The following is a 26,928-nucleotide window of genomic DNA, read 5'->3' on the forward strand; positions in this document are numbered from 1 at the left end:
GCTGCGATCTTTTGCGTTTTATCCCCCTCTCTGACAGCTGTTCTCATTCGCTAATTTTTCCGGTCTGCATTCGTTTTATAGGGACGACGTGCCTTTGTGCTTCCTGCCTATTGATCCGGATGCTTAGAAATGAATGCTGATGACGCCTTGAAACTCGCTTGCCGGTTTATCGGGTTACCCCTGGAGAAACGCCAGCTGTTTCTCGCGGCTTTGAACAAGGAGGGCGTGGATTTTTCCCGGTTGCCGATTCCTGCGGGTGTCGAGGCCGATGATCGGCAAACGCTGTCTTACGCGCAGCAGCGCATGTGGTTTCTCTGGCAACTGGACCCGCACAGCGGCGCCTACAATTTGCCGGGCGCAGTGCGGCTCAACGGGCGCTTGAATGCAGCAGCGGTCGAGCGGGCCTTTGCCAGTCTGGTGGCACGCCACGAAACCTTGCGCACGGTGTTCCGGCAGCAGGCCGATGAGCGCCTGCAACAAGTGGCGTTGACCGCGCCGCTGGTCATCGAGCAACTTGATCTCAGCGACTTGCCGAGCGCCTTGCGTGAACAGTCGGTGGTCGATGAAGCCGAGCAGCAAGCGCTGCTGCCGTTCGATCTGGCACACGGGCCGTTGCTGCGGGTCAAGCTGCTCACGCTCGATGCGCAAGAGCACGTCTTGTTGCTGACCTTGCACCACATCGTCTCCGATGGCTGGTCGATGAACGTATTGATCGACGAGTTCATCCGCTGCTACGACGCCCATGATTCGGGCGAATCGCCGCAATTGCCGGCGTTACCGATTCAGTACAGCGACTATGCGTTGTGGCAACGCCGCTGGCTGGAGGCGGGGGAGCAGGCGCGGCAGCTGGAGTACTGGCAGGCGTGCCTGGGCGATGAGCATCCGGTGCTGGAGTTGCCGACCGATCACTCGCGCCCGGCCATGCCGAGCTATCGCGGCACCCGCTATGAGTTCGCGGTGAGCAGCAAGTTGGCCGAGCAGCTGCGTAGCACTGCGCAACAACACAGCATCACCCTGTTCATGCTGTTGCTGGGCGCATTCAACGTGCTGCTGCATCGCTATACCGGGCAGAACGACATTCGGGTCGGCGTGCCGATTGCCAACCGCAACCGCTCGGAAATCGAAGGCCTGATTGGCTTCTTCGTCAACACCCAGGTGCTGCGCACCCAATTGGATGGCCAGACCCGCGTTGCCGATCTGCTGCGCGATATCAAGGACGCCGCGCTCGGCGCCCAGGCGCATCAGGACTTGCCGTTCGAGCGTCTGGTCGAAGCCTTGAAGCTGGAGCGCAGCCTGAGCCACACGCCGCTGTTCCAGGTGATGTACAACCACCAGCCGCAGGTCGCCGACATTTCCACGGTCACCACCGCGTCCGGTCTGCAGCTGAGTTCGATTGACTGGCAAAGCCGTACCACCCAGTTTGACCTGACTCTCGACACCTATGAGCAGGGCGGCACGTTGTGCGCCGCGCTGACCTACGCCAACGACCTGTTTGACGCGTCGACCATCGAGCGCATGGCGCAACACTGGACCCGGCTGTTGCAGGGGATCGTCAGCGATTCGCAGCAACGCATCAGTGCTCTGCCGCTACTCGACGCTGCCGAATACCAACGCATCGTGTATGACTGGAATCAGCCCGGCGCAGGCTTCGATCAGGCGCACTGCATTCATCAACTGATCGCGAAGCAGGCAGCGGCGATGCCTGAAGCGCTGGCGGTGACCTTCGGTGAAACCCGACTGACGTACGCGCAACTGGAGGCACGTGCCAACCCGTTGGCTCACCGATTGATCGCGCTGGGTGTTGGTCCGGAAGTGCGGGTCGGCGTGGCGATGCAGCGTTCTGACGATCTGCTGGTGGCCTTGCTGGCGGTGCTCAAGGCGGGTGGCGCCTACGTGCCGCTGGACCCGGATTACCCCGCCGAACGGCTTGCCTACATGCTTGAAGACAGCCGCGCCAAAGTGCTGCTGACCGAGGCGGCGGTGGCGGCCACGCTGCCACTCACCGACTCGACCCACGTGGTGTTGATGGAACAGGCCCGGCAGTGGCTCGGTGATTACCCGCGTAGTGCACCGGTCACTGCGGTCACCCCGGACAACCTGGCTTATGTGATTTACACCTCCGGTTCGACCGGTAAACCCAAGGGTGTGGCGATTGCTCATCGCAACGTGCTGGCGCTGATCGATTGGTCGCAGCAGCTCTATGGCCGCGAGGATATTCAAGGGGTACTGGCCTCGACGTCGGTGTGTTTCGACCTGTCGGTATGGGAGCTGTTCGTCACCCTGGCCGGCGGCGGCTCGCTGATCATTGCGCGCAATGCGCTGGAGTTGCCGCAGTTGCCGGCGCGCGACCAAGTGCGGTTGATCAATACGGTGCCGTCGGCGATTGCCGCGTTGCAGCGTGCCGGGCAGATTCCGCCGAGCGTGCGCATCATCAACCTGGCGGGTGAACCGCTGAAACAGAGCCTGGTGGAATCGCTGTACCAGCAGCCGACGGTCGAGCATGTCTACGACCTTTACGGGCCGTCGGAAGACACCACCTATTCGACCTGCACCCGTCGCGAGGCGGGCGCTAAAGCCAGCATCGGCCGGCCGATCCGGCATACCGCCAGCTACCTGCTCGATGCCGACCTGCAACCTGTGCCGCAAGGCGTATGTGCCGAGCTGTACCTGGCGGGCGCTGGCATCTCCCGCGGGTATCTGGCGCGCCCGGGCATGACCGCCGAAAAGTATCTGCCGAACCCGTTTGCCGGTCACGGAGAGCGCCTTTACCGCACAGGCGACCTGACCCGTTACCGGGCCGATGGCGTGCTCGAATACGTCGGGCGCATCGACCATCAAGTCAAGGTGCGTGGCTTTCGAATCGAACTGGGCGAAATCGAAGCGCGGCTGTTGCAGCAAGCCAGCGTGCGTGAAGTGGCAGTGCTGGCCCAGGAAGGCGCCAGCGGCCAGCAACTGGTCGCGTATATCGTGCCGAGTGTGCCGCCAGCCGATGCCGAGGCGCAGTCCGCAGTGCGCGAATCTCTCAAGAGCACGCTGCGCGACCATTTGCCGGACTACATGGTGCCGGCACACGTGGTGTTCCTTGTGCAGTTGCCGCTGACCCCTAACGGCAAACTCGACCGCAAGGCGCTGCCGACGGTTGACGCTTGCCAACCGTTGCGTGAGCACGTGGCCCCTCGCAGTGCGCTGGAGAAAAGCCTGGTGGCGATCTGGCAGGAGGTGCTGGCCGTCGACAACGTGGGTCTTGAAGACAACTTCTTTGAATTGGGCGGCGACTCGATCGTGTCCATGCAAGTGGTCAGCCGCGCCCGTCAGGCCGGGATCCTGCTGAGTCCCAAAGAGCTGTTTCAACACCAGACTATCCGCAGCCTCGCCCATGTGGCCCGTAGCGCCGAACAGAACCTGATCGGGCAAGGCCCGGCCACCGGCGCGGTAGCCCTGACGCCGGTGCAGCAGTGGTTTTTCGAACAGGCCATCCCCGAACGTCAGCACTGGAACCAGTCGCTGTTGCTGGTTGCGCGGCAGACGCTGGACGCCGAAGCGCTTGACCGCGCCCTGCATCAATTGCTCAACCATCACGACGGTTTGCGCCTGCGTTATCAGGCCACCGATGGCGCGTGGCAGCAGGCCTTTGCCGCACCCTCGAGCGTGTCGGTGCTGTGGCAGCGTCAGGCGCTGTCGCTGCACGAGATGACTGCCTTGTGCAATGAGGCCCAGCGCAGCCTCGACTTGAATAACGGCCCGCTGTTGCGCGCGTTGCTGGTCGACATGACCGACGGTACGCAGCGGCTGTTGCTGGTCATTCACCATCTGGTGGTGGACGGTGTGTCATGGCGGATCCTGCTGGAAGATTTGCAGCAGTTTTACCGTCAGCAGCGCGACGGTTTAGCGCTCAACGCATTGCCCCGGTCCAGCAGCTATCAAGCCTGGAGCGTGCGCTTGCAGGAACAGGTTCCAGCGTTTCTGAACACGCTGGATTACTGGACAACCCAGCTCAACGACGCGCCGATTGGCGAGCTGCCCTGCGACCGTGCAGACGGCGCACTGGAAAACCGCTTCGAGCAGAAAGTCGAACTCAAGCTCGATGCCGGACACACCCGCAAACTGCTGCAACAGGCCCCGGCGGCCTATCGCACCCAGGTCAACGACCTGCTGCTGACCGCCCTGGCGCGCAGCGTTTGCCGCTGGACCGGACAGGGCAGTGCGCTGATCCAGCTCGAAGGCCACGGCCGCGAAGACCTGTTCGATGACATCGACCTGACCCGTACGGTCGGCTGGTTCACCAGCCTGTTCCCGGTCAACCTGACACCGAGTGCCGAGCTGTCGACCTCGATCAAAACCATCAAGGAGCAACTGCGCGCCGTGCCGGACAAAGGCCTGGGTTATGGCGTGCTGCGTTACCTGGCCGGGCCGCAGGTTGGCGCGCAACTGGCGGCATTGCCGCAGCCGCGCATCACCTTTAACTACCTCGGCCAGTTCGACCGGCAATTCGATGAAGCCGCGCTGTTCGCGCCGTCCAGCGAAGGCTGCGGTGCAGCGCAGCATGAGCGTACGCCGCTGGGCAACTGGCTGACCGTGGAAGGCCAGGTCTACAACGGTGAGTTGTCCCTGAGCTGGGGCTTCAGTCGCGAGATGTTCGACAGCGCGACCATCCAGCGTCTGGCCGATGACTGCGCGGCGGAACTCAAGGCGCTGATCGAACACTGCTGCCTGACGCCAGCCGGTCAGGCCACCCCGTCGGACTTCCCGGTCGCGCGGATCACTCAGGCGCAACTCGATTCACTGCCGGTTGCAGCGCAACTGATCGAGGACATTTACCCATTGTCGCCCATGCAACAGGGCATGCTTTTTCACACCGTGCATGAGCCCGAGGCGGCGGCGTACATCAGCCAGTTGCGTCTGGATATCCAGGGCCTCGACGTGCAAAAGTTCAAAGAGGCCTGGCAGGCCGCGTTGAGCCGCCACGACATTTTGCGCAGTAGCGTTCATTGGCAAGGGCTGGAAACCGCGCATCAGGTGATCCAGCGCCAGGTCGAGTTGCCGTTGCAGGTGCTTGAGTCTGAGGTTACGGACCTTGATGCACGGGCGGATGCCGAGCGTGCGCAAGGCTTTGAACTGAACGCGGCGCCGTTGTTGCGCCTGCAACTGCTGCGCACGGGGGCGGATGCCTGGCACCTGATTTACACCAGCCACCACATTCTGATGGACGGCTGGAGCAATGCGCAGTTGCTCGCCGAAGTCATCCAGCACTATGCCGGGCAGTCGCTGAGCGCGGTGCCCGGCCAATACCGCGATTACCTGGCGTGGTTGCAGCAGCAATCGGTGACGGCGGGCGAGCGGTTCTGGAAAGACGCACTGGTCAAGCTTGAGGCGCCGACGCTGTTGGCTGAAGCGCTGCGTCCACCGGTCGGTACTCAGGGCTATTCGGCCCATCGACAGCTGTTCGATGAGGCTGCGACACAACGTCTGATCGAGTGCGCGCGCCAGCACAAAGTCACCCTCAACACGTTGTTCCAGGGCGCCTGGAGTCTGTTGCTGCAACGCTATACCGGCCAGGACTGCGTGGCGTTCGGTGCCACGGTCGCCGGGCGTTCGGCGCCATTGCCGGGCATCGAGCAGCAACTGGGGTTGTTCATCAACACCTTGCCGATCATTTGCACCGCCTCGCCGGGTCAACCGGTGAGCCAATGGCTGGGCGACTTGCAGGCCCTGAACCTGAGTCTGCGCGAGTACGAGCATGTGCCGCTCTACGACATTCAGACCTGGGCCGGCCAGCAGGGCACGGCGCTGTTCGACAGCCTGTTGGTGTTCGAAAACTTCCCGGTGGCCGAGGCCCTCAAGCAAGGTGCGCCAGCCGGACTGTCGTTTGGCGCACTGCATAACCATGAACGTACCCACTATCCGTTGACCCTGGGCATCGAGTTGGGCGCCTGCCTGAACCTTGAGTTCAGCTACGACGCGGCGCGCTTCAGCGCCGCTCAGGTCGCCGGGTTGAGTGCCAATGTGCAGCACTTGCTGGAGCAAATAGTTGCGCTGCCGGACGCGCATCTGGGCGCACTCGAGTTGCTCGACGAGGCGGGACGAAGCGCCGTGCTCAGCTTCAGCCAATCCGCCGCGCCCACGCTGAAAACCCGACTGTTTGCGCATCAGCAAATCGCTGTTCAAGCGGCCGCCACCCCAGCGGCGCTGGCCCTGCAGGTGGACGAACAGGTCCTGAGCTACGGCCAGCTGAACGGCCAGGCCAATCGCTTGGCGCATCGCTTGATGGCCGGCGGTGTCGCGCCAGGTCAACGGGTGGGGCTCGCTGTCCGCCGTGGTCCGCAGCTGTTGGTCAGCCTGCTGGCCGTGCTGAAAAGCGGTGCCGCGTACGTGCCACTGGATCCGGCCTACCCGGCGGAGCGTCTGAGGTACATGATCGACGACAGCCGTCTCGACCTGCTGCTGTGCGAGGACGGTTTGCTGGAGGCGTTGAGCCTGCCGGCGCAGCTCAACCGGCTGAGCCTGGGAGCGCTGGTTGCTGAACTGGTGAACTACCCCGACAGCGATCCGCTTTCCCATGTGCATAGCGAAGACCTGGCGTACGTCATTTACACCTCCGGTTCCACTGGCCAGCCCAAGGGCGTGGCGATCACTCACGGCGCCTTGCGCGAGTTCTGCCACAGCGCGGCCGACTATTCGGCACTGACCGCCGAGGACCGCGTGTTGCAGTTCGCAACCTTCAGCTTCGACGGCTTTGTCGAGCAGTGCTACCCGCCGCTGTGCGTGGGGGCTGCGCTGGTGATGCGCGGTGATGAACTGTGGGATGTTGATCGACTGACCCGCGAAATCGTCCGTCAGAACATAACCCTGGCCGACTTGCCGGCGGCCTATTGGTATTTGCTCGCCCGCGAGTGCGCGACGGGCGCGAAACGCACGCTGGGGAACTTGCGCCAGGTGCACGTGGGCGGCGAAGCGATGTCGGTCGAAGGCCTGCGGTTGTGGCACGCAGCCGGGCTTGGCGCGATCCGCTTGCTCAACACCTACGGGCCGACCGAGGCGACGGTGGTGTCCAGCGTGCATCAGTGCCGTTTGCCGGATGCCAGCGATGCGTTCGGCGTACCGATCGGTCGGGCAATTGCCGGGCGCGCGCTGTACGTGCTCGACGCGGCGGGTAATCTGCTGCCGTCCGGTGGCGTCGGCGAGCTGTGCATCGGTGCATCGACGTGCCTGGCTCAAGGTTATTTCGAGCGTCCGGGTCTGACCGCCGAACGCTTCCTGCCGGACCCGTTTGCCCGTGAGCCGGGGGCGCGTCTGTATCGCAGCGGCGACCTGGCCCGTTACAACGCGGCTGGCGAACTGGAATACGTCGGGCGTATCGACCATCAAGTGAAGATTCGCGGTTTTCGCGTTGAAATGGGTGAGATCGAAGCCTGCCTGCAAGCCATGGATCAGGTCCGCGAGGCGGCGGTGATTGCTCGGCATACGGCCAACGGCGCGCAATTGGTGGCCTATGTGGTGGCCAATGATTCGGCGCGGTTGCTGGCTGATGAGCGGGCTGCGGCGCAGTACTGCGAGCAACTCAAGGTCGCGCTGCGTCAGACCTTGCCTGAGTACATGGTGCCGGCGCATCTGGTGTTGCTGGCCGGTTTGCCGCTGAACAACAATGGCAAACTCGATCGCCAGGCATTGCCAGCGGCCGGGGCGGCTGATGTGCCGCGCACTTTCGTGGCGCCGCTTGCGGGCCTGGAGTCGCAGCTGGCAGCAATCTGGCAGGCGGTGTTGCAGGTCGAGCGGGTCGGTCGCGAGGATAACTTCTTCGAACTGGGCGGCCACTCGCTGCTGGTGCTTCAGGTGATCTCCCGGGCGCGTCAGCAATTGGACCTTGAGCTGTCGGTGAACAGCCTGTTTTCCGCCGCCACGCTGGCCGCTTTCGCCGCCAGTGCAGCCGGTGCCGCCGGTTCCGTGCGACCGCTGTTGCGCCCGGCGTCGGCCGATCAGTTGCCTGTCTTGTCTTATGCCCAGCAACGCCAATGGATCCTCTGGCAGCTCGACCCGCACAGCGCCGCCTACAACATTCCCGCCGCGCTGCGCCTTAACGGGCCATTGAACCTTGCGGCCCTGCGCGAGAGTTTCGTGCAACTGCAAAACCGCCATGAAACCCTGCGCACCACCTTCGAACAGGACGGTCAGCAGGCCCGTCCACGGGTGCATGCCGAGCTCGGCTTGCAGTGGCAGGAACGGCAGCTGGACGGTTCGTCGCAGGCGTCGATCGATCAGGCCGTGGCCGAGGAAATCGCCCGGCCGTTCGATTTGCGGCATGGTCCGTTGTGGCGGGTATTGCTGTTGCACGTCGCGCCCCAGGAGCAGGTGCTGGTGCTCACCGTTCATCACATCGCCGCCGACGGCTGGTCGATGCAAGTGATGGTCGATGAGTTCAGTGCGCTGTATCAGGCGCAGGTCGAAGGTCGCGCCGCCACGCTGGCGCCTTTGCCAGTGAGTTACATCGACTACGCCCGCTGGCAGCGTGACTGGCTGGAGGCCGGGGAGGGTGCGCGACAGCTGGCCTGGTGGCGCGATCAATTGGGTGAGCAGCACGCTCCGCTGCAATTGCCCAGCGAACTGATCCGTGGTGCGCGCCGCAGCGAGCGCGGTGCCAGCCTGGCGTTGAACATTGACCGCGCCTTGCTCAATGCTTTGCGCGATTGTGCTCAACAGCAACAGGTGACCTTGTTCATGCTGTTGCTGGCGAGCTTCCAGACCTTGCTGCACCGTCTGAGCGGGCAGTCGAACATTTGTGTCGGCGTGCCGAATGCCGGGCGTGCGCCATTGGAAACCGAAGGCCTGATCGGCTTCTTCATCAACACCCAAGTGATGCGCGCCGAGATCGACGGTCAGCAACCGTTCAGCGTATTGCTGCAACAGGTCAAACAGGCCGCGCTGGGGGCGCAGGCGCATCAGGATTTGCCGTTTGAGCAATTGGTCGACGCCTTGCAGCCCGAGCGCAGCCTGAGCCACAGCCCATTATTCCAGGTGTTGTTCAACCATCAGCAACAGCTGGGCGCCAGTCTCGAACGTGAGGTGTCGGGGGTGCGCATCGAGCGTATGCAGTGGCAGCAACAGACCACGCAATTCGATCTGGTGCTCGATACCCAGGAACAGGACCAAGGGTTGCAGGCGAGCCTGACCTACGCCACGGACGTGTACGACGCCGGCTCCATCGAGCGTCTGGCCGAGCAGTGGCTGAGTGTGTTGCGCGCGGTGGTTGAGGACCCGCAACAGCGGGTCGCCGAACTGCCGTTGTTGACACAGGCACAACGTGACGCACTGATCGGGCAATGGAACCCGGGGTTCCAGGCTCAACCGGCAACGCCGACCCTGCATCAGTTGTTCGAAGTTCAGGCGGCGCTGCAACCGGATGCCGTTGCGCTGGTGTACCGGGGTGAACGCCTGAGCTACGGCGCATTGAATGCCCAGGCAAACCGCTTGGCCAATCTGCTGCGTGAGCACGACGTGGGGCCTGAAGTGCGGGTCGGCATCGCCACCGAGCGGGCGATGCCTCTGGTGGTCGGGGTGCTGGCGATCCTCAAGGCCGGTGGGGCTTACGTGCCGCTGGACTCGCAGTACCCGAGCGAGCGCCTGAGCTACATGATCGACGACAGCGGCATCTCGCTGTTGCTGACCCAGGAGCATTTGCTCGACGGTTTACCGGCGCGCGAGGGGCTGACGCGGCTGAGTCTTGAGCGTTTGGCACTGGACGATTACCGCGCCGACAACCTGCCGCCGCTGGCCACTGCCGAGCAGCTGGCCTATGTGATTTACACCTCGGGCTCCACCGGTCGGCCCAAGGGCGCGTTGCTCAGTCACGGCAATGTCAGCCGTCTGCTCAGCGCCACGGCCCGCGAGTTTGCCTTCGATTCCCGGGATGTCTGGACGCTGTTTCACTCGTACGCCTTCGACTTTTCGGTGTGGGAGCTGTTTGGCTCGCTGTGCACCGGCGGGCGTCTGGTGATCGTGCCGTATTACCTCAGCCGTGAGCCGCAAGCCTTTCATCAACTGTTGTGCGATGAGGGCGTGACGGTGCTCAACCAGACGCCGAGTGCGTTCCGTCAACTGCTCCCGGTGGCCTGTGCCAGTGAGCGACCGCTGGCGCTGCGTCAGGTGATTTTTGGTGGCGAGGCGCTGGAGGTGGCCAGCCTGCGCCCATGGTTCGAACGCTTCGGTGATCGCCAACCGACCTTGGTCAACATGTATGGCATCACGGAAACCACGGTGCACGTGACCTATCGCGCGCTGAGCATGGCCGATCTTGAAGCGAAGGCGCAAAGCCCGATTGGCCTGCCAATCAGCGACCTGCGCTGGTACTTGCTCGACAGTCAGTTGCAACCGGTTCCCACAGGTGTCGCCGGTGAGTTGTACATCGCCGGGGCGGGTCTGGCGCGCGGCTATCACGGGCGCTTCGGGCTGACGGCCGAACGCTTTGTGCCGAGCCCGTTCGACGCCGCGCAGCGGCTGTACCGCAGCGGGGATCTGGCACGCCAGCGCGCCGACGGCAGCATCGATTACCTGGGGCGGATCGACCAGCAAGTGAAGATTCGCGGGTTCCGCATCGAGTTGGGGGAGATCGAGGCCGCGCTGCTGGCGCAACCGGGTGTGCGCGAGGCGGTGTTGAGCGTGTATTCGAGCGCCAGTGGGCCGCAGTTGTGTGCCTATCTGGTGGCCGAGCAGGCGCCGCTTGAGCCGATCGCCTGGCGCGATGAGCTACGTGCCGCGCTCAAGGTCGACCTGCCGGACTACATGCTGCCCAGCCATTGGTTGCTGCTTGATGCCTTGCCGTTGACCGGTAACGGCAAGCTCGACCGCAAGGCGCTGCCGCCCCCCGATGCACACGACTGGCAACGTCCGTTCGAAGCTCCTGAAGGTCAACTGGAACAGCAACTGGCGGCGATCTGGGCCAGCGTGCTCGGCGTGGCGCAGATCGGCCGGCGCGACAACTTTTTCGAACTCGGTGGGCATTCCCTGCTCGCCGCCCAAGCCAGTGCCCGCGTGGAACTGGAACTGGGTATCGAGCTGGGGCTGCGGGCCCTGTTCGAATCCAGCGACCTTCAGGCTTACGCCGCCCTGGCCGGGTTACAGGCTCCGACTGACAACGATGCACGTCTGGAGGCGCTTGAGTCGCTTCTCGACGAGATGGAGATCAACTGATGGAACACTCTACTGCCTGGCGTATCGCTACCCGTTTTGCCGGCCTTGCCGCAGACAAACGCCGCGAGTTTCTCGAGCGTATGCAAGAGCAGGGGGTCAGCTTCGGGCAATTACCGATTCCGCCTGCCGCGCAATTTCTGACGAGCCATGAGCTGTCGTACGCACAACAGCGTCAATGGTTCCTCTGGCAGCTCGATCCGCACAGTGCGGCTTATCACATTCCTGCTGTTTTGCAGTTGCACGGGCCGCTGAATATCGAGGCGCTGCAACACAGTTTCGATGTGTTGCTGGCGCGTCATCAGAGCTTGCGCAGCCGTTTCATCGAAGCCGATGGTCGAGTGTTGCTGGAGGTGGCGGCGGTCAGTCCATTGCCGATCCAGCGCCACGACCTGCGTAACGAGCCTGAGGCGCAGCGGATGGCCAGTGCCATGGCTGTGGTCGAGCACGAGATTGCCCGCCCGTTCGATTTGCAGCACGGCCCGCTGTTACGCGTCAGCCTGTTGCAGTTGGCGAGCGAGGAACATGTGCTGCTGCTGACCCTGCATCACATCGTCACCGATGGCTGGTCGATGGGCGTGTTGGTCGATGAGTTCTCGCAGCTCTATGCCGCGCATTGCCAGGGGCAGACCGCGCAACTGCCGGCGTTGCCGATCCAGTACAGCGACTACGCCGCCTGGCAACGCCGCTGGATGGAAGCCGGGGAACTGCAGCGGCAGTTGAACTGGTGGCGTGGCTACCTGGGCGATGAGCAACCGCTGCTTGAGCTGCCCACCGACCGCGCCCGTGCGGCACAACCGAGCCTGCGTGGCGCCCGCCTGGATTTTGCCCTCGACACCACGCTGGCTGCGGGGCTGATGAGCCTGGCGAAACAACGCGGGGTCACGCCGTTCATGTTGTTGCTGGCGAGCTTCCAGGCGCTGCTCTATCGCTACAGTGGCCAGACGGACCTGCGCATTGGCGTGCCGATTGCCAACCGTAATCGTAGCGAAACCCGTGGCTTGATCGGCTTCTTCGTCAACACCCAGGTGATGCGCGCCGAGCTCGACAGGCGCATGCCGTTCAGCCGACTGCTGGAGCAAACACGCGGTGCGGCGCTGGATGCCCAGGCCCATCAGGAGCTGCCGTTCGAACGGCTGGTGCAGGCGCTGCAAGGTGAGCGCAGCCTGAGCCATAGCCCGTTGTTCCAGGTGATGTTCAACCACCAGCAATCCCGGCCTGCGGCGTTAAACAGTCTGCTGGCCGGCCTGCGGGTGCAGAGCTTGAACGGGTCGGTGCACACCACCCAGTTCGACCTGCAACTGGACACCTTTGAGGAAGGCGAACAACTGGCTGCCAGCCTGACCTACGCCACGGATCTGTTTGATGCCGAGCGCATCGAGCGCCTGGCCCGGCACTGGCGAAATCTGCTGGCCGGTGTGCTGGCCAACCCCGATTGCAGCCTCGCCGAGCTGCCACTGCTGGATGCTGAAGAACGTCACGCGATCCTCGAAAACCTCAACGACACCTCGCAGGTCTATCCCGGTGAGGTCTGTGTTCAGCGCCATTTCGAGGCACACGCCGCGATGGTGGGTGAGGCCACGGCGCTGGTGTTCCAGGGCCAGACACTGAGCTATGCCGAGCTGAACCGACGGGCCAATCGCCTGGCCCACCACTTGCGCGCGCAAGGCGTCGGGCCGGAGGTGTTGGTGGGGATCGCCTGCGAGCGCTCGCTGGAAATGGTCATCGGACTGTTGGCGATCCTCAAGGCCGGGGGGGCCTATGTGCCGTTGGACCCGGAGTACCCGAGCGAACGTTTGGCCTACATGATCGACGACAGCGGCATCGCCTTGCTGTTGACCCAGGAACATCTGCTGGGCCCATTGCCGATCCCGGACGACTTGCAGTGTGTTTGCCTGAACGCCGATGCCGATTGGCTGAGCGCGTTGCCGGATCACGATTTGCCAAGCGTCGCGCTCGCGGAAAACCTCGCCTACGTGATCTACACCTCGGGTTCCACCGGTAAACCCAAAGGCGCGGGTAACCGTCATGTCGCCTTGCATAACCGCCTGGCGTGGATGCAGCAGGCTTATCGTTTGCTGCCCTCGGACCGGGTGCTGCAAAAGACCCCGTTCAGTTTCGATGTGTCGGTCTGGGAATTTTTCTGGCCCTTGATGCAAGGTGCAACCCTGGTAATTGCCGCACCCGGCGAGCACCGGGATCCGCAACGGCTGGCGGCGTTGATCGTCGAACAGGCAATCACCACGCTGCACTTTGTGCCTTCAATGCTCGCCGCGTTCATCGCTAGCGAGGAGGCGCTGGGCTGCACCTCGCTGCAACGAATCATCTGTAGCGGTGAAGCGCTGCCGGTCGAACTGGCGCGGCAAACCCTGCGCTGCCTGCCGCAGGCGGGCCTGTACAATTTGTATGGCCCGACTGAAGCGGCCATCGACGTGACCCACTGGACGTGCGTGGAGGAGGGGCGCGACAGCGTGCCGATCGGTCGGCCGATCGGCAATCTGCGCACCTGTATTCTCGACGACGAACTGCAACCGCTGCCGCTGGGCGCGGTGGGTGAGTTGTACCTGGGCGGGATCGGTCTGGCGCGCGGTTACCACGCACGGGCGGCGCTGACTGCCGAGCGGTTCGTGGTCGACCCGTTTGGCCGCGGCGAGCGGCTGTACCGTACCGGTGACCTGGCGCGTTACCGCGCCGACGGCGCCATCGACTACTGCGGGCGTATCGACCATCAGGTGAAAATTCGCGGTTTGCGTATCGAACTCGGCGAGATCGAAGCGCGCCTGCAAGCGCACGCCGGGGTGCAGGAAGCGCTAGTGCTGGCGCTGGACGTGTCGAGCGGCAAGCAATTGGTGGCGTATCTGGTGCCACAGGATCGGGCCTTGCTGGCGGCGGACGCCGAGCAGCAAACGGTCTGGCGTGAAAGCCTCAAACAGCATTTGCTCAGCAGTCTGCCGGACTACATGGTCCCGGCGCAGACTGTATTGCTGGCACAGATGCCCCTGAGCCCCAACGGCAAACTTGATCGCAAACGCTTGCCGGCACCGACCGCTCAGGCCAACCAGCGAGCGTTCGAAGCCCCGCACAGCGAACACGAGCGGCGGTTGGCGCAGATCTGGCAGCAAGTGCTGGGTGTCGAGCAGGTCGGGCGACAGGACAACTTCTTCGAACTGGGCGGTGACTCGATCATTTCGATTCAAGTGGTCAGCCGTGCCCGTCGTGCCGGCCTGAACCTGCAACCCCGCGACCTGTTTCAACAACCGACCTTGCAGGCGCTGGCGGCGGTGGCCAAACAACAGGCCGCGCCGCTGGCGCAGCAAGGTCCGGTAGACGGTGCGCAACGCCTGACGCCGATCCAGCGCTGGTTCTTCGATGAATCCATTCCCCAGCGTCAGCACTGGAATCAGGCGGTGTTGCTGGTGCCGCGCGAAACCCTCGAATTGCACCGTCTGCAAGGCGCGCTGCAACGCTTGCTGAGTCAGCACGACGCACTGCGTCTGCGCTTCAGTCAGGTGGATGGCCATTGGTCGGCGCGTTATGCGCCGCTCGATGCCGCGGCTGGCACCGACATGCTGTGGACGGCGCGGGTGGGCAGCAACGAGTCGCTGGCGGCGGTCTGCGAGGAGGCCCAGCGCAGCTTGAGCCTGCACGACGGGCCGTTGTTGCGGGTGGCACTGATTGCTCAGGCCGATGGCACGCAACGACTGCTGCTGGTGATCCATCACCTGGCGGTCGACGGCGTGTCGTGGCGCGTGTTGCTCGAGGATTTGCAGGCCGCTTATGCCGGTCACGACTTGCCACCCAAGACCAGCTCCTTCCAGGCCTGGGCCAATAAGCTGGAGACGTACGCGCACACTCGCGCTGCCAGCGATGAACTGGCGTGGTGGCAGCAACACCTGGCCGATAGCAGTGAGCAACTACCCACGGCCAGGGTCGGTGCGAGCCAGTCCGGTCGGCATCGTCAGTCGGTGAGCATCGGTCTTGACCGTGAACGCACCAGGCAACTGTTGCAACAGGTGCCGGCGGTCTATCGCACGCAGGTCAACGACCTGCTGTTGAGCGCATTGGCGCGCACGCTGAGTGCCTGGACCGGCCATGAGTCAGTGTTGATTCAGCTTGAAGGCCATGGCCGCGAAGCACTGTTCGAGGACATCGACCTGACCCGTACGGTCGGCTGGTTCTCCAGCCTGTTCCCGGTGCGATTGACCCCGAGCGCCGATCTGTCGGGTTCGATCAAGGCGATCAAGCAACAACTGCGCGAAGTGCCCGGCAAAGGCATGGGCTACGGCCTGCTGCGTTACCTGGGCACGCCGGCGGCGCAGGCGACGCTGGCGGCATTGCCGCAAGCCCGGGTTACGTTCAACTACCTGGGGCAGTTTGACCAGAGCTTTACCGACGACGGGTTGTTCACCCTGGCACACGAGTCCAGCGGCGCCGCGCAGTCCGAAGACGCGCCACTGCCGAACTGGCTATCCGTGGACGGTCAGGTTTATGGCGGTGAGCTGAAGCTGGAATGGACCTTCAGCCGCGAATGCTTCGACCGGGGTGAAATCGAAATGCTTGCGGCGCAGTTCCGTGACCAGTTGCTGGCGCTGATTGCGCATTGCCTGAGTAACGGCGCCGGTGGCGTGACGCCGGCCGACTTCCCGCTGGCGCGTCTGAGTCAGCAGCAACTTGACGAACTGCCGGTGGCGCCGGCGCAGATCGAAGACCTGTACCCGTTGTCCCCGATGCAAAGCGGTCTGCTGTTCCACAGCCTGTACGAGCCCATGGCCGGGTCGTACGTCAACCAGCTCAGCGTCGAAGTGCGCGGGCTTGATGCCCAGCGTCTGGGGTGTGCCTGGCAGGCGGTCCTCGACGCGCATCCGATCCTGCGCAGCAGCTTCCACTTCCCTCAGGGTTATGAAGCGCCGGTGCAGTTGGTTCATCGGCATCTGCAACTGCCGCTGACGTGCCTGGACTGGCGTGGTCGCGTGGATCAAGCGCAAGCCCTGACGCAATTGATCGACAGCGAGCGTCTGTTGCTCGATCCAGCCAAGGCACCGCTGATGCGCCTGACCCTGGTGCGCCTGGACGATGAACGTCAGCAACTGATTTACACCCATCATCACTTGTTGCTCGACGGCTGGAGCAATGCACTGCTGTTGGGTGAAGTGCTGCAACGCTATGCCGGCCAACAGGTGCAGGCCGCCACCGGGCGTTTTGCCGATTACATCGGCTGGCTGCAACGCCAGGACGCCGAGGCGGACGAAGCCTTCTGGCGCGAGCAGCTGAGTGCGCTGGACAGCCCGACACTGTTGGCCCAGAGCCTGGCCATCGGCGTAAGGGACGAGCAGCCGAACGCTGGGTTTGCCGACCATCATCAGCGCTTCGATGCCGTCACCAGCCAGCGTTTCAGCGACTTTGCCCGGCAGCACAAAGTGACCTTGAATACGCTGGTCCAGGGCGCCTGGGCGCTGTTGTTGCAACGCTACAGCGGGCAACGCAGCGTGGCGTTTGGCGCCACCGTGGCCGGGCGCCCCGTGGATTTACCAGGGGCCGAAAGCCAACTCGGGCTGTTCATCAACACCTTGCCGGTCATCAGCACCCCGGACATGGTCGAAACGGTCGAGCAGTGGCTGACGCGCTTGCAGGCGCAGAACCTGGAACTGCGTGAGCACGAGTTCACCGCGTTGAGCGATATCCAGCGCTGGGCCGGGCGCACGGGCGAAGCGCTGTTCGACAGCCTGGTGGTGTTCGAGAACTTCCCGATCAGCCAGGCCTTGCAACAGGGCGCGCCGTCCGGCTTGAGTTTCTCGCTGCCGCAGAACCACGAGCGCACCAACTTCCCGTTGACGCTGGCGGCCATCGCCGAGGGGCAACTGAGCCTGACCTGGAGCTACCAGTGCAGCCACTTCAGCGCCGCTGCGATTACGCGGATGAGTCAACATCTCGAGTGTTTGCTGCTGGCCATGGTTGCCGCGCCGCAGGCTGCACTGGGTGAGCTGGACCTGCTGACCGAAGCCGAGCGTACTCAGCAACTGCGGGAGTGGAACCCGGCGTTCGGCCCCCGCGAAAACCGCTTGTGCGTGCATCAATTGATCGAAGCCCAGGTGTTTGCCCGGCCCGAGGCCACGGCGTTGATCTTCGGCGAGCTGCAACTGAGCTACGCCGAACTCAATCGTCGCGCCAATCGCCTGGCCCATCGCCTGCGTGCAGTGGGCATTGGCCCGGAAGTTCGGGTCGGCCTGGCGGTGCAGCGTTCGCCAGAGATGGTCATCGGCCTGCTGGCGATCCTCAAGGCCGGCGGCGCCTACGTGCCGCTGGACCCGGCGTATCCGCCCGAGCGCTTGCGCTTTTTGATCGAGGACAGCGGCATCGCGCTGTTGCTCAGCCAGTCGTGGTTGCGTGACTCGCTACCGTTGCCCGAAGGTCTGCCGGTGCTGGAACTGGACCGCGAAGGGCTGGAGCGCTGGTCCGAGGCGAACCCTGAAAACCTGACGCATGCCGAAAACCTCGCGTACCTGATTTACACCTCCGGCTCCACCGGGCGCCCGAAAGGCGTCAGCGTGGCTCAGGGGCCGTTGGCCATGCATTGCCTGGCGATTGGCGAGCTGTACGGCATGACCCCGCAAGACCGCGAGCTGCAATTTGCTTCCATCAGCTTCGATGGCGCCCATGAACGCTGGCTGACGCCGCTGGTGTTCGGTTCAGCGCTGATGCCGCGTGACGATGAGTTGTGGAGCGTGGAACGCACCTGCGCCGAAATCGAACGCCATGGCATCACTATCGCCTGCTTTACCCCAAGCTACCTGTTGCAGATGGCCGACTACATCGGCGAGGCCGGGCGTGCGCTGCCGATTCGCTCGTACACCGTCGGCGGCGAGGGCATGCCCAAGCACGCGTTCGACGAGGTTCAGCGCGTCCTGCAACCGCCGCGCATCATCAACGGCTATGGCCCGACGGAGACGGTAATTACCCCGCTGATTTGGTGTGCTTACGCCGACACTCAATTCGATTCGGCGTTCTTGCCGATCGGTCGTCCGGTGGGCAACCGTAGTGCGTATGTGCTGGACAGCAGCCTGCAACCGTTGCCGGTGGGTGTGGCGGGTGAGTTGTACCTGGGCGGCGAAGGCATTGCCCGCGGTTATCATCAACGCCCGGACCTGAGCGCCGAGCGCTTCGTACCGGATCCATTCGTGGCTGGCGCGCGGCTGTACCGCAGCGGCGACCTGGCCTGTCTGCGCGATGACGGCGTGGTGCAATACCTGGGACGGATCGACCAGCAAGTGAAGATTCGCGGCTTCCGCATCGAATTGGGCGAGATCGAAGCCTGCCTGCTGGAGCACGAAGACGTGCGTGAATCCTTGGTCATCGACCGCGAAGGACCGGCCAGTCGGCAACTGGTGGGGTATGTGGTGCCACGTGATCCGCTGGCCGCTGAAGGGCAACTGCGTGACGCGTTGATGCAGCACCTGCGCAGCCGTTTGCCGGCGCACATGCTGCCGGCTCATCTGCTGTGCCTGGCCGCGTTGCCGCTGACGCCTAACGGCAAACTCGACCGCCAGGCCCTGCCGGCACCCGAGGCCAGCCGTGAGGGCCATGATCAGGTCGCGGCGGCGACACCTGCCGAGGCGTTGTTGGTGGAGATCTGGCAAGAGCTGTTGGGGTTGGCATCGGTCGGCGTCACGGAAAACTTTTTCGAACTGGGCGGTGACTCGATCATCTCGCTGCAAGCAGTGAGCCGTGCCGGTCAGCGTGGGTTGGCGTTCACGCCCAAGCAGTTGTTCGAGCAACAGACTATTCGTGCGTTGGCCGCGGTGGCCAGCAGCCGCGAACCGGCGTTGCTGGAGGTGCTGCGCACGCCAGCCTTTGCGCTGATTCCCGAGGTCGACCTTGGCGCCCGCGAAGGGCTGCAGGATTTGTATCCGTTGTCACCGATGCAGCAGGGCATGTTGTTCCACTGCCTTGATTCACCGGAGCTCAACCCGTACGTCAACCAGCTCAGCGTGGCAGTGGATGGCTTGCAGATCCCGCGCTTCCGGGCGGCCTGGCAGGCGCTGATCGAGCGGCATGAAGTGCTGCGTGCGGCGTTTCGCTGGCGTGACGGCCTGGCCGATCCGCTGCAGGCGGTGTTTGCCAGCGTCGAGTTGCCCATCGAAGAACTCGACTGGCGCGAGCGCAACGACACCGAGCAAGCGCTGATCAATCTGGCGGCCGCTGAGCAGGCCCGTGGTTTCGACCTGAGTTGCCCGCCGCTGATGCGCTTCATTCTGGTTCGTCTGGGGGCTGAGCGTTACCAGATGATCTGGATCTACCATCACTTGCTGCTCGACGGCTGGAGTGCCTCGCGCCTGCTGGGCGACATGCTGCGCCTGTACCACCATCAGTCGTTGCCGGCATTGAACGGGCGTTATGCCGACTACATCGGTTGGTTGAAACGCCAGGACGGCGCGCTGGCCGAAAGCTTCTGGCGTGAGCGTCTGGGCCTGCTTGAAGCCCCGACCATTCTGGCCAAGGCCTCGGGCGCCGGTGGTTCCGGGCACGGTGTGATGTACAGCAACCTTGACGCGAGCGCGACGCGCAAGCTGCACACCTTTGCCAAACGCCAACGCGTGACCCTCAACACCCTGGTGCAAGGCGCCTGGCTGCTGTTGTTGCAACGCCACAGCGGCCAGCGCAGCGTGGCGTTCGGCGCCACGGTGGCCGGGCGCCCGACGGGGCTGGTCGGGGCTGAGGACATGCTCGGGCTGTTCATCAATACGTTGCCGGTGATTCAGACGCTCGACCCGCAACAGCCACTGGGCGACTGGTTGCGCGCCTTGCAGGATTACAACCTGGCGGTGCGCGACTTCGAACACACGCCGTTGTCGGACATTCAGCGCTGGGCCGGGCAGGGTGGCCAGGGTTTGTTCGACAGCATCATCGTGTTCGAAAACCATCCGGTGGACCGTGCGTTGCAAGGGGGCGAAGAAGGTGAACTGCGCTTTGCCGAAGTCGGCAGCGGCGGGGTGACCAACTTCCCGATGGACCTGATGGTCAGCGCCAATGAAGAAGGGCTGGAAGTCGAGTACCTGTACCTGCGTGATCGCTTCAGCGACCTCGATGTCGAGCGAATCCGCGCGCAACTCGAAGGCTTGTTGGCGGTGTTGCCTGAGGATGCTGCGCGACCGCTTGGCACTATTGGCCTGCCCGAAGCACGCATCAGTCTGCCGCAGGTGACGCAGGACTCGGCTGATCTGCTGCACACCTTCAATCAGCACGTCAGCCGGCAACCGCAGAAAACTGCATTGTTGTGTGACGATCGAGAGCTGAGCTACGCCGACCTCGATGCACAGGCCGCTGCGCTGGCAGTGCAATTGATCGCTTGCGGTATGGGCCCGGAAAGCCTGGTGGCGGTGGCCTTGCCGCGCTCGGAACGGACCATCGTCGCCTTCCTTGCGGTGCTCAAGGCAGGCGCCGCCTACCTGCCACTGGACCTGGCCTACCCGGCCGAGCGCCTGGCCTACATGCTCAGCGATTCGGCGGCCAGCCTGTTGCTCTGTGACAGCGATCTGGGCAAGCGCCTGCCGCTGGCCGCCAGCCCGCCGCGCCTGCTGCTTGATCAAGCAGCAGACGCGGATGTCAGTCAGCCGGGCCTTGTCACCCAGCCGCTGCCGGGAAACCTGGCGTACCTGATTTACACCTCCGGCTCCACCGGGCAACCCAAGGGCGTGGCCGTGGCGCGAGGGCCGATTGCGCGGCATTGCCGTGGGATTATCGAGCTCTACGAACTGCAACCGCAAAGCCGCGAACTGCACTTCATGTCGTTTGCTTTCGACGGTGCCCAAGAGCGTTGGCTCAGTGTGTTGTTGGCGGGCGGCAGTCTGGTGATTCGCGATGACCACCTGTGGACCCCGGAGCAGACCCTCGAGGTCCTGCACCGCCACGGGGTGACCGTGGCCTGCTTCCCGCCGGCCTATCTGCAACAGATGGCCGAGGTCGCTGAACGGCTGGGCACTGCGCCGGCGGTTCAGGTGTATTGCTTTGGTGGTGACGCCGTGCCCGAGGCCAGCTTCGAGCAGGTCAAACGCGCACTGCGACCGCAAAGGCTGGTCAATGGCTACGGTCCGACGGAAACCGTGGTCACGCCGTTGCTCTGGCGTGCCGAAGCCGGCGAGCAGTGTGAAGCGGCCTATGCGCCGATTGGTCGCGGCGTGGCCGGGCGCGGTGTGTACGTGCTCGACGCCGACCTCAATCCATTGCCGGTAGGCGTGAGCGGCGAGTTGTATCTGGGCGGCGAATGTCTGGCGCGTGGTTATCACCAGCGTCCCGGCATGAGTGCCGAGCGCTTTGTGCCGGACCCGTTCGACGCCGGTGGCCGCATGTACCGCAGCGGTGACCTGGTGCGCCAGCGTGAATGCGGGCTGATCGACTACCTGGGACGTCTCGACCAGCAGGTGAAGATCCGTGGTTTCCGCATCGAGCTGGGCGAAATCGAGGCCCGTTTGCGTGCGTGCGTCGGTGTACAGGATGCCGCAGTGGTGGTGCACGACACGCTGACCGGTAAACAACTGGTCGGTTATGTGGTGGCCGCAGATGCGGCGGGTATGGACCGTCGACTCAAGGCTGAACTGCAAGCGCAGCTGCCGGATTACATGGTGCCAGCGCGGATCGTGCTGCTGGAGCGTTTCCCGTTGTCGGCCAATGGCAAGCTCGATCGCCGCGGGTTGCCGGAACCGGAATGGGCGGTGGGCGGTTACCGCGCGCCGCGCAATGAACTGGAGCAGGCATTGACGGCGATCTGGCAAGAGGTGTTGGGTGTGCCGCAGGTGGGCATCGACGACAACTTTTTCGAGCTCGGTGGCGACTCCTTGCAGGTGCTCAAAGTCATCTCGCGGGTGCGTAACCAGCCACAACTGGGCTTCGAGTTGAAGCTGCGCGACCTGATGCAGAAACCCTCCGTCGCCGAACTTTGCGGTTATGAACCGCCGCAATTGAACAGCGCTCCGGATCCGCTGCTGGCACTCAACAGCCGAATCACCGAAGTCCCTGCGTTGTTCTGTCTGCACGCCGGTTTCGGCACGGTATTCGACTACGAACCGCTGGCGCGGCGGCTGGAAGGTCAGCGCACGGTGTACGGCCTGCAATGCCGGATGCTGCTCGATCCGAACTGGCAGGACAGTTCGTTGCACGCCATGGCTCAGGCCTACGCCGAACGCATTCGCACGCAGCAGGCGAACGGTCCGTACCTGCTGCTGGGCTGGTCGCTGGGCGGTGCGCTGACGCAGTTGGTCGCCCATGAACTGGAAGCCCAGGGTCAGCAGGTCGCGTTTGCCGGCCTGGTCGACAGCTACGTGGCCGGGGTCGCCGAACCGGGTGATTGGCGTGAAGACCTGGCTGATTTCCTGAGATTTGTACTGGGGCTTCCGGTCGCCGAAGCGCAGGCCCTGATTGACCAAAACGCCGCTGCACTGGAGGAGCGCGAGGGCGCAGCACGGGTGATCGAAGCGGCCCTGCATCAGCCGCCGGATCAGCGCGGGCACGCCGCACTCGGGGCCACCGAATTGACGCAGATCTTCGCCACCGGCTCGCGCCTCAAGCAATTGGCGCTGGGCCAACGCGAGCTGCCGGCGACCCGGGTCGCCAGTCATCGCTGGTGGGTCGCGGGACGTGAAGCGGAGCGTGAGGTGTTCGCGGCGCAGGTTGGTAGCCAGGGCTCCGACCGCCTACTGACGGGCGGGCACTACGAGTTGCTGCGCACCGTTGATCTGCTCGATGAACTGCAAGCACTGCTCGAACGTCAGCTGGAAATCGCTTGAAAACCGCCGGGCCTGGCGCCCGGCCTTTGATCCCTATGTCTCTGGAAGGAACCGTTCATGGCCGTTTTGCCAGAACTTGAAGCTTTTCTCGAACTCGCCGAGTTCGGCCGTCTGACCGGCAAAAGTCGCCCGATGCACGAACTGACCCCACAACAGGCCCGCGCCGATTTCGAGGCGGCTTCCGGAGTGCTGGATACAGCGTTGGCAAGCATTGATTGCCAGACCCTGAACATCCGCGCCCGCGATGGCTGGAGCTTGCCGGCACGTTTGTACCGCAGCGCGCAATTGCCAGCGGGGCCACAACCGGTGGTGCTGTACTTTCATGGCGGTGGTTACGTGGTCGGCAGTCTGGATTCCCATGACGCCTTGTGTCGCCGGTTGGCGGCGCAAGGGCATTTCGCGCTGTTGACCGTCGACTATCGACTGGCGCCCGAGTGGCGTTTCCCGACGCCGGTACAGGATGCCTGCGACGCGGCCAACTGGATCGTCGGTGAAGGTGCCCGTCATGGCCTCGATGCTGCGCGTACGGCATTGGCCGGTGACAGTGTCGGCGCGACCCTGGCCACGGTGCTGTCGATCATCGCCGTGCGCGATCCGGCGGAACTGGCCTTGAAACCCAAGGCGCAGGCGCTGGTGTACCCAGTGACGGATGCAACGATCCGGCGTGCCTCTCACCGTGACTTTGCCGAAGGCTACTTGCTGGAAACCGCGACCCTGGACTGGTTCTACGGGCATTACGGGCGCACGCCCGAAGACCTTGCCGACTGGCGCTGTTCACCGTTGCTGGCTCAGGACCTGACAGGCCTGGCACCGGCGCTGGTGTATCTGGCCGGCTACGATCCTCTGCACGACGAAGGTCTGGCCTACGCCGAGCGCCTGCGTGCGGCCGGTAATGAACTGACGTTGCTGGAGCAGCCGGGCATGACCCACGACTTCCTGCGCATGGCCGGGTTGCTTGAGGAGGTGGAGGGCATTCATCAGGAAGTGGCGGGGTGGTTACGCGCACATTTGTCAGCCTGACGAGGATTTGGCTGATCCGAAAAACCCGCCATCCGGCGTAATGCTGGTCAGTTAAGAAAACTCAGCGCCTGAATGCTCTGTTCTGATCCGAAATCCACCCCTCACCCCAGCCCTCTCCCCACGGGGGAGAGGGGAAAGGGAGCAGATCTCCAGGCCTTTCAAGCCTGAGTTCGACTCGGACTTTCAGGTCGATGTAACTCGAAAGACCACCTCGGTCAGTCCCCTCGCCCCTTGGGGAGAGGGTTAGGGTGAGGGGGGGGCTTGAGCAGTGGCGAACAGCCTGAAGCATTCCTCGCAAAAGTGACGCTAACTGACCAGCATTACGCCAAATGGCGGGTTTTTAATCGTTTCAAACACAGCGTGGCGGACTCAAAAATCCCACTTGGTGGTGAGCATCAGGTTGCGTGGCTCGCCGTAGTAGGTGGTGTCGAAGTTGCCCAGGCCGCTGAGGTAGCGCTTGTCGAACACGTTGTTGGCATTGACGGTGAAGCTCAGGTGCTCGTTGTACTGATAGCGCGACATCAGGTCGACCAGGCTGTAGCCACCCTGTTTGATGCGGGTGTAGTCGCCCACGGTCGAGCTGAAGATCTTGCCATAGTAGCCGCTCTGCCAGCTGATACCGCCACCGACGGTGACCTTGTCCAGCATGCCTGGCAGGCGATAGGTGGTGAACATCCGGGCGACGTGTTCCGGTTTGGTGGTGGACAGCGGGTAGCCGAAGATGCGGTTGCCGTCGGCGTCGCGAGTGCGCGCGTAGGTGTAGCCGGCGGACAGGTTCCAGCCTTCCTGCAACTCACCGGCCAGTTCCAGCTCGATACCTTGGGTGGTGGCGCCGTCGATGGCTTTGTAGATGCCTTCGTTGGTCACGGGGTTGGTGCCGATCGACTCGGCGACATTTTCCTGTTCGATGCGAAACAACGCCAGGCTGGCGTTCAACTGGCCATCCAGGTACGCCGCCTTCAGACCGGTCTCGTAGCTTTTGCCTTCCACCGGTGGCAGGGTCGCACCGTTGGCGTCCTTGTAGATCTGCGGCTGGTAGATCGAGGTGTAGCTGGCATAAACCGAGTAAACGTCATCGAGGTCGTAGACCACACCGGCGTAAGGGGTGACGACCCCGTGCTCCTTGTAGCTGGCATGGGTGTTGGCCATGTTGCTGCCGGCGTTGTAGTCGTAGTCTTCGTTGTATTTGAAGGTGCTGACGCGGGTCCCGAGGATCAACGACAGATCGTCGGTAGGGCGGAACCGCGAGGCAAGGTAAACGCCGTTCTGGCTTTGGGTTCTTTCGTACTTGCCGTTGCGCGGGAAGTTCTGCTCGGGCAGCTTGCCGTTCCAGTCGAAAATGCTCCCGGGTACCTGGGCAAAGGCGCTGGTGTCAAAGGTGTCGCCGGTCTGCCGGGAATGGGAGGCCATCACACCAGCCACCAGTTCATGTTGGCGGCCCATCAGGGTGAACGGGCCAGAGAGGTTTACGTCGGCAGTGTTCTGCGTCCGATGACCTTCCCAGCGACCCCAGTACAGGAACATCCCTTTACCGGTGACCGGGTCGGGGTTGCCGCCGCTGGCCGAGGCCAGGCGCGTGTCGTGGTCGGTCAGCTTCTGGTTGAGACTGACCTTGAGTTTCCAGTCATTGGCCAGCGCTTGTTCCAGCGCGGTGAAATAGGTGATCGAGTCGAAGTCGCGGCGACTCCAGTCGGCCCCCGGGTTGAAGGAACGAGAAAAATTGGTGCGCGTGCCGTCGGAGAAATACACCGGGTTGCCGGTCCAGGACGAACCACGCGGGGTGACGCTCTGCTTGTCGATGCCGAAGGTCAGCAGGGTATCGGGCGTCACGTCGGCTTCAAGAATGCCGTAGAACACGTCTTTCTTTTGCGTGTAGTGGTCCAGGTACGATTTGCGATCCTGATACGCCCCCACGAACCGTCCGCGAACGGTACCGGTCTCGTTCAGCGAACCGGAGATATCGCCTTCGGTGCGGTAGTTGTCCCAGTAACCGGCGGTGCCGGTGATCGACGCCTTGAAGTCGCGGGTCGGTTTTTTGCGCACCAGGTTGACGGTGGCGGACGGGTCACCCGAGCCCGTCATCAGGCCGGTTGCGCCCTTGATGACTTCGACGCGGTCATAAGTGGCCATGTCGACGTGGGTCGCGCCTTCGTCGTAGACCCCGTCATAGATGGTGTTGACGCCGTCGTATTGATAGTTGGTGATGGCGAAGCCACGAGTCGCATATTCCTTGCGGTCGCTGTCGTAGGCCTGCTCCGAAACACCTGGGGTATTGCGCAGCACGTCGCCGATTTCCTGAACGCCATGATCGTCCATTTGCTGACGGGTAATCACGGTGACCGACTGCGGGGTTTCGCGCAGGGTCAGTGGCAGCTTGGTTGCCGTAGTGGTGGCGCCGGTTGTGTAGGAACCGGTGCCTTCGGTGGTCAACCCCAGTGCCTGGCCGGAAATGGTGGTGGCGCCCAGTTGCAGGCTTTGCCCGGAACCCGCCGATTCCAGGGTCACGCGGTTACCGTCGATCTGGAACGAAATACCGCTGCCTTGCAGCAGGGCCTTGAGCGCCTGCTCTGGCTCCAGCGAGCCGGATACCGCTTTGGACTTGATGCCGGCGACTTGATCCGGGTTGTAGAGGATTTGCAGGTTGGCCTGCTGGCCCAGTTCGTTCAACGCACTGGACAGAGACTGAACCGCAATGTTGACGTTCACAGGTGCAGCATTGGCCATCGAGCTCCCCAGCAAGGTGGCGGTCAGCAGGACGCTGGTCAACAACGTCCGGTGCAGCATCGGTCGCTGTACTGCCAGCGCGAGAGGTGTGCGGCTAAGAGTGGGTCGCATTACTTGCCTGTGCTCCTGAGAAGTGTGTGCAGAGTATTTGTTAATAAGAATTGTTATTAGACGCGTCGCGGGCGAAAAACCGGAAAACCGAGCTTCAATTCGGCGTCTTGTGTTGGGT

At 63.3% G+C, this 26,928-nt stretch carries 4 protein-coding genes; 3 read left to right on the forward strand and 1 reads right to left on the reverse strand.

The window, feature by feature from the left end:
- The first annotated feature begins 129 nt into the window (after positions 1-129).
- The 3 genes from BK658_RS24745 to BK658_RS24755 are packed head-to-tail and all read left to right on the forward strand — an operon-like array spanning position 130 to position 23,975.
- Positions 130-11,181: a non-ribosomal peptide synthetase gene (locus BK658_RS24745; RefSeq protein ID WP_123584592.1), complete on the forward strand. Its 11,052-nt coding sequence runs from the start codon at positions 130-132 to the stop codon at positions 11,179-11,181.
- The gene (locus BK658_RS24750; RefSeq protein ID WP_123584593.1) at positions 11,181-22,955 is read left to right on the forward strand and encodes a non-ribosomal peptide synthetase; all 11,775 of its coding nucleotides are present in this window, start codon (positions 11,181-11,183) and stop codon (positions 22,953-22,955) included. Before BK658_RS24745 ends, BK658_RS24750 begins: the two co-directional genes overlap by 1 nt.
- Positions 22,956-23,012: 57 nt before the next feature.
- Positions 23,013-23,975, forward strand: a complete 963-nt coding sequence (locus BK658_RS24755; protein ID WP_123584594.1) for an alpha/beta hydrolase — start codon at positions 23,013-23,015, stop codon at positions 23,973-23,975.
- A gap of 369 nt (positions 23,976-24,344) precedes the next feature.
- Here BK658_RS24755 and BK658_RS24760 read toward each other — a convergent pair whose 3' ends face one another.
- On the reverse strand, positions 24,345-26,810 hold the full coding sequence (locus tag BK658_RS24760; protein WP_123584595.1) for a TonB-dependent siderophore receptor: 2,466 nt from the start codon (positions 26,808-26,810) through the stop codon (positions 24,345-24,347).
- Between the last annotated feature and the right edge of the window lie 118 nt (positions 26,811-26,928).

The sequence above is a fragment of the Pseudomonas brassicacearum genome, from assembly GCF_003732175.1.
Taxonomy (GTDB): domain Bacteria; phylum Pseudomonadota; class Gammaproteobacteria; order Pseudomonadales; family Pseudomonadaceae; genus Aquipseudomonas; species Aquipseudomonas brassicacearum_G.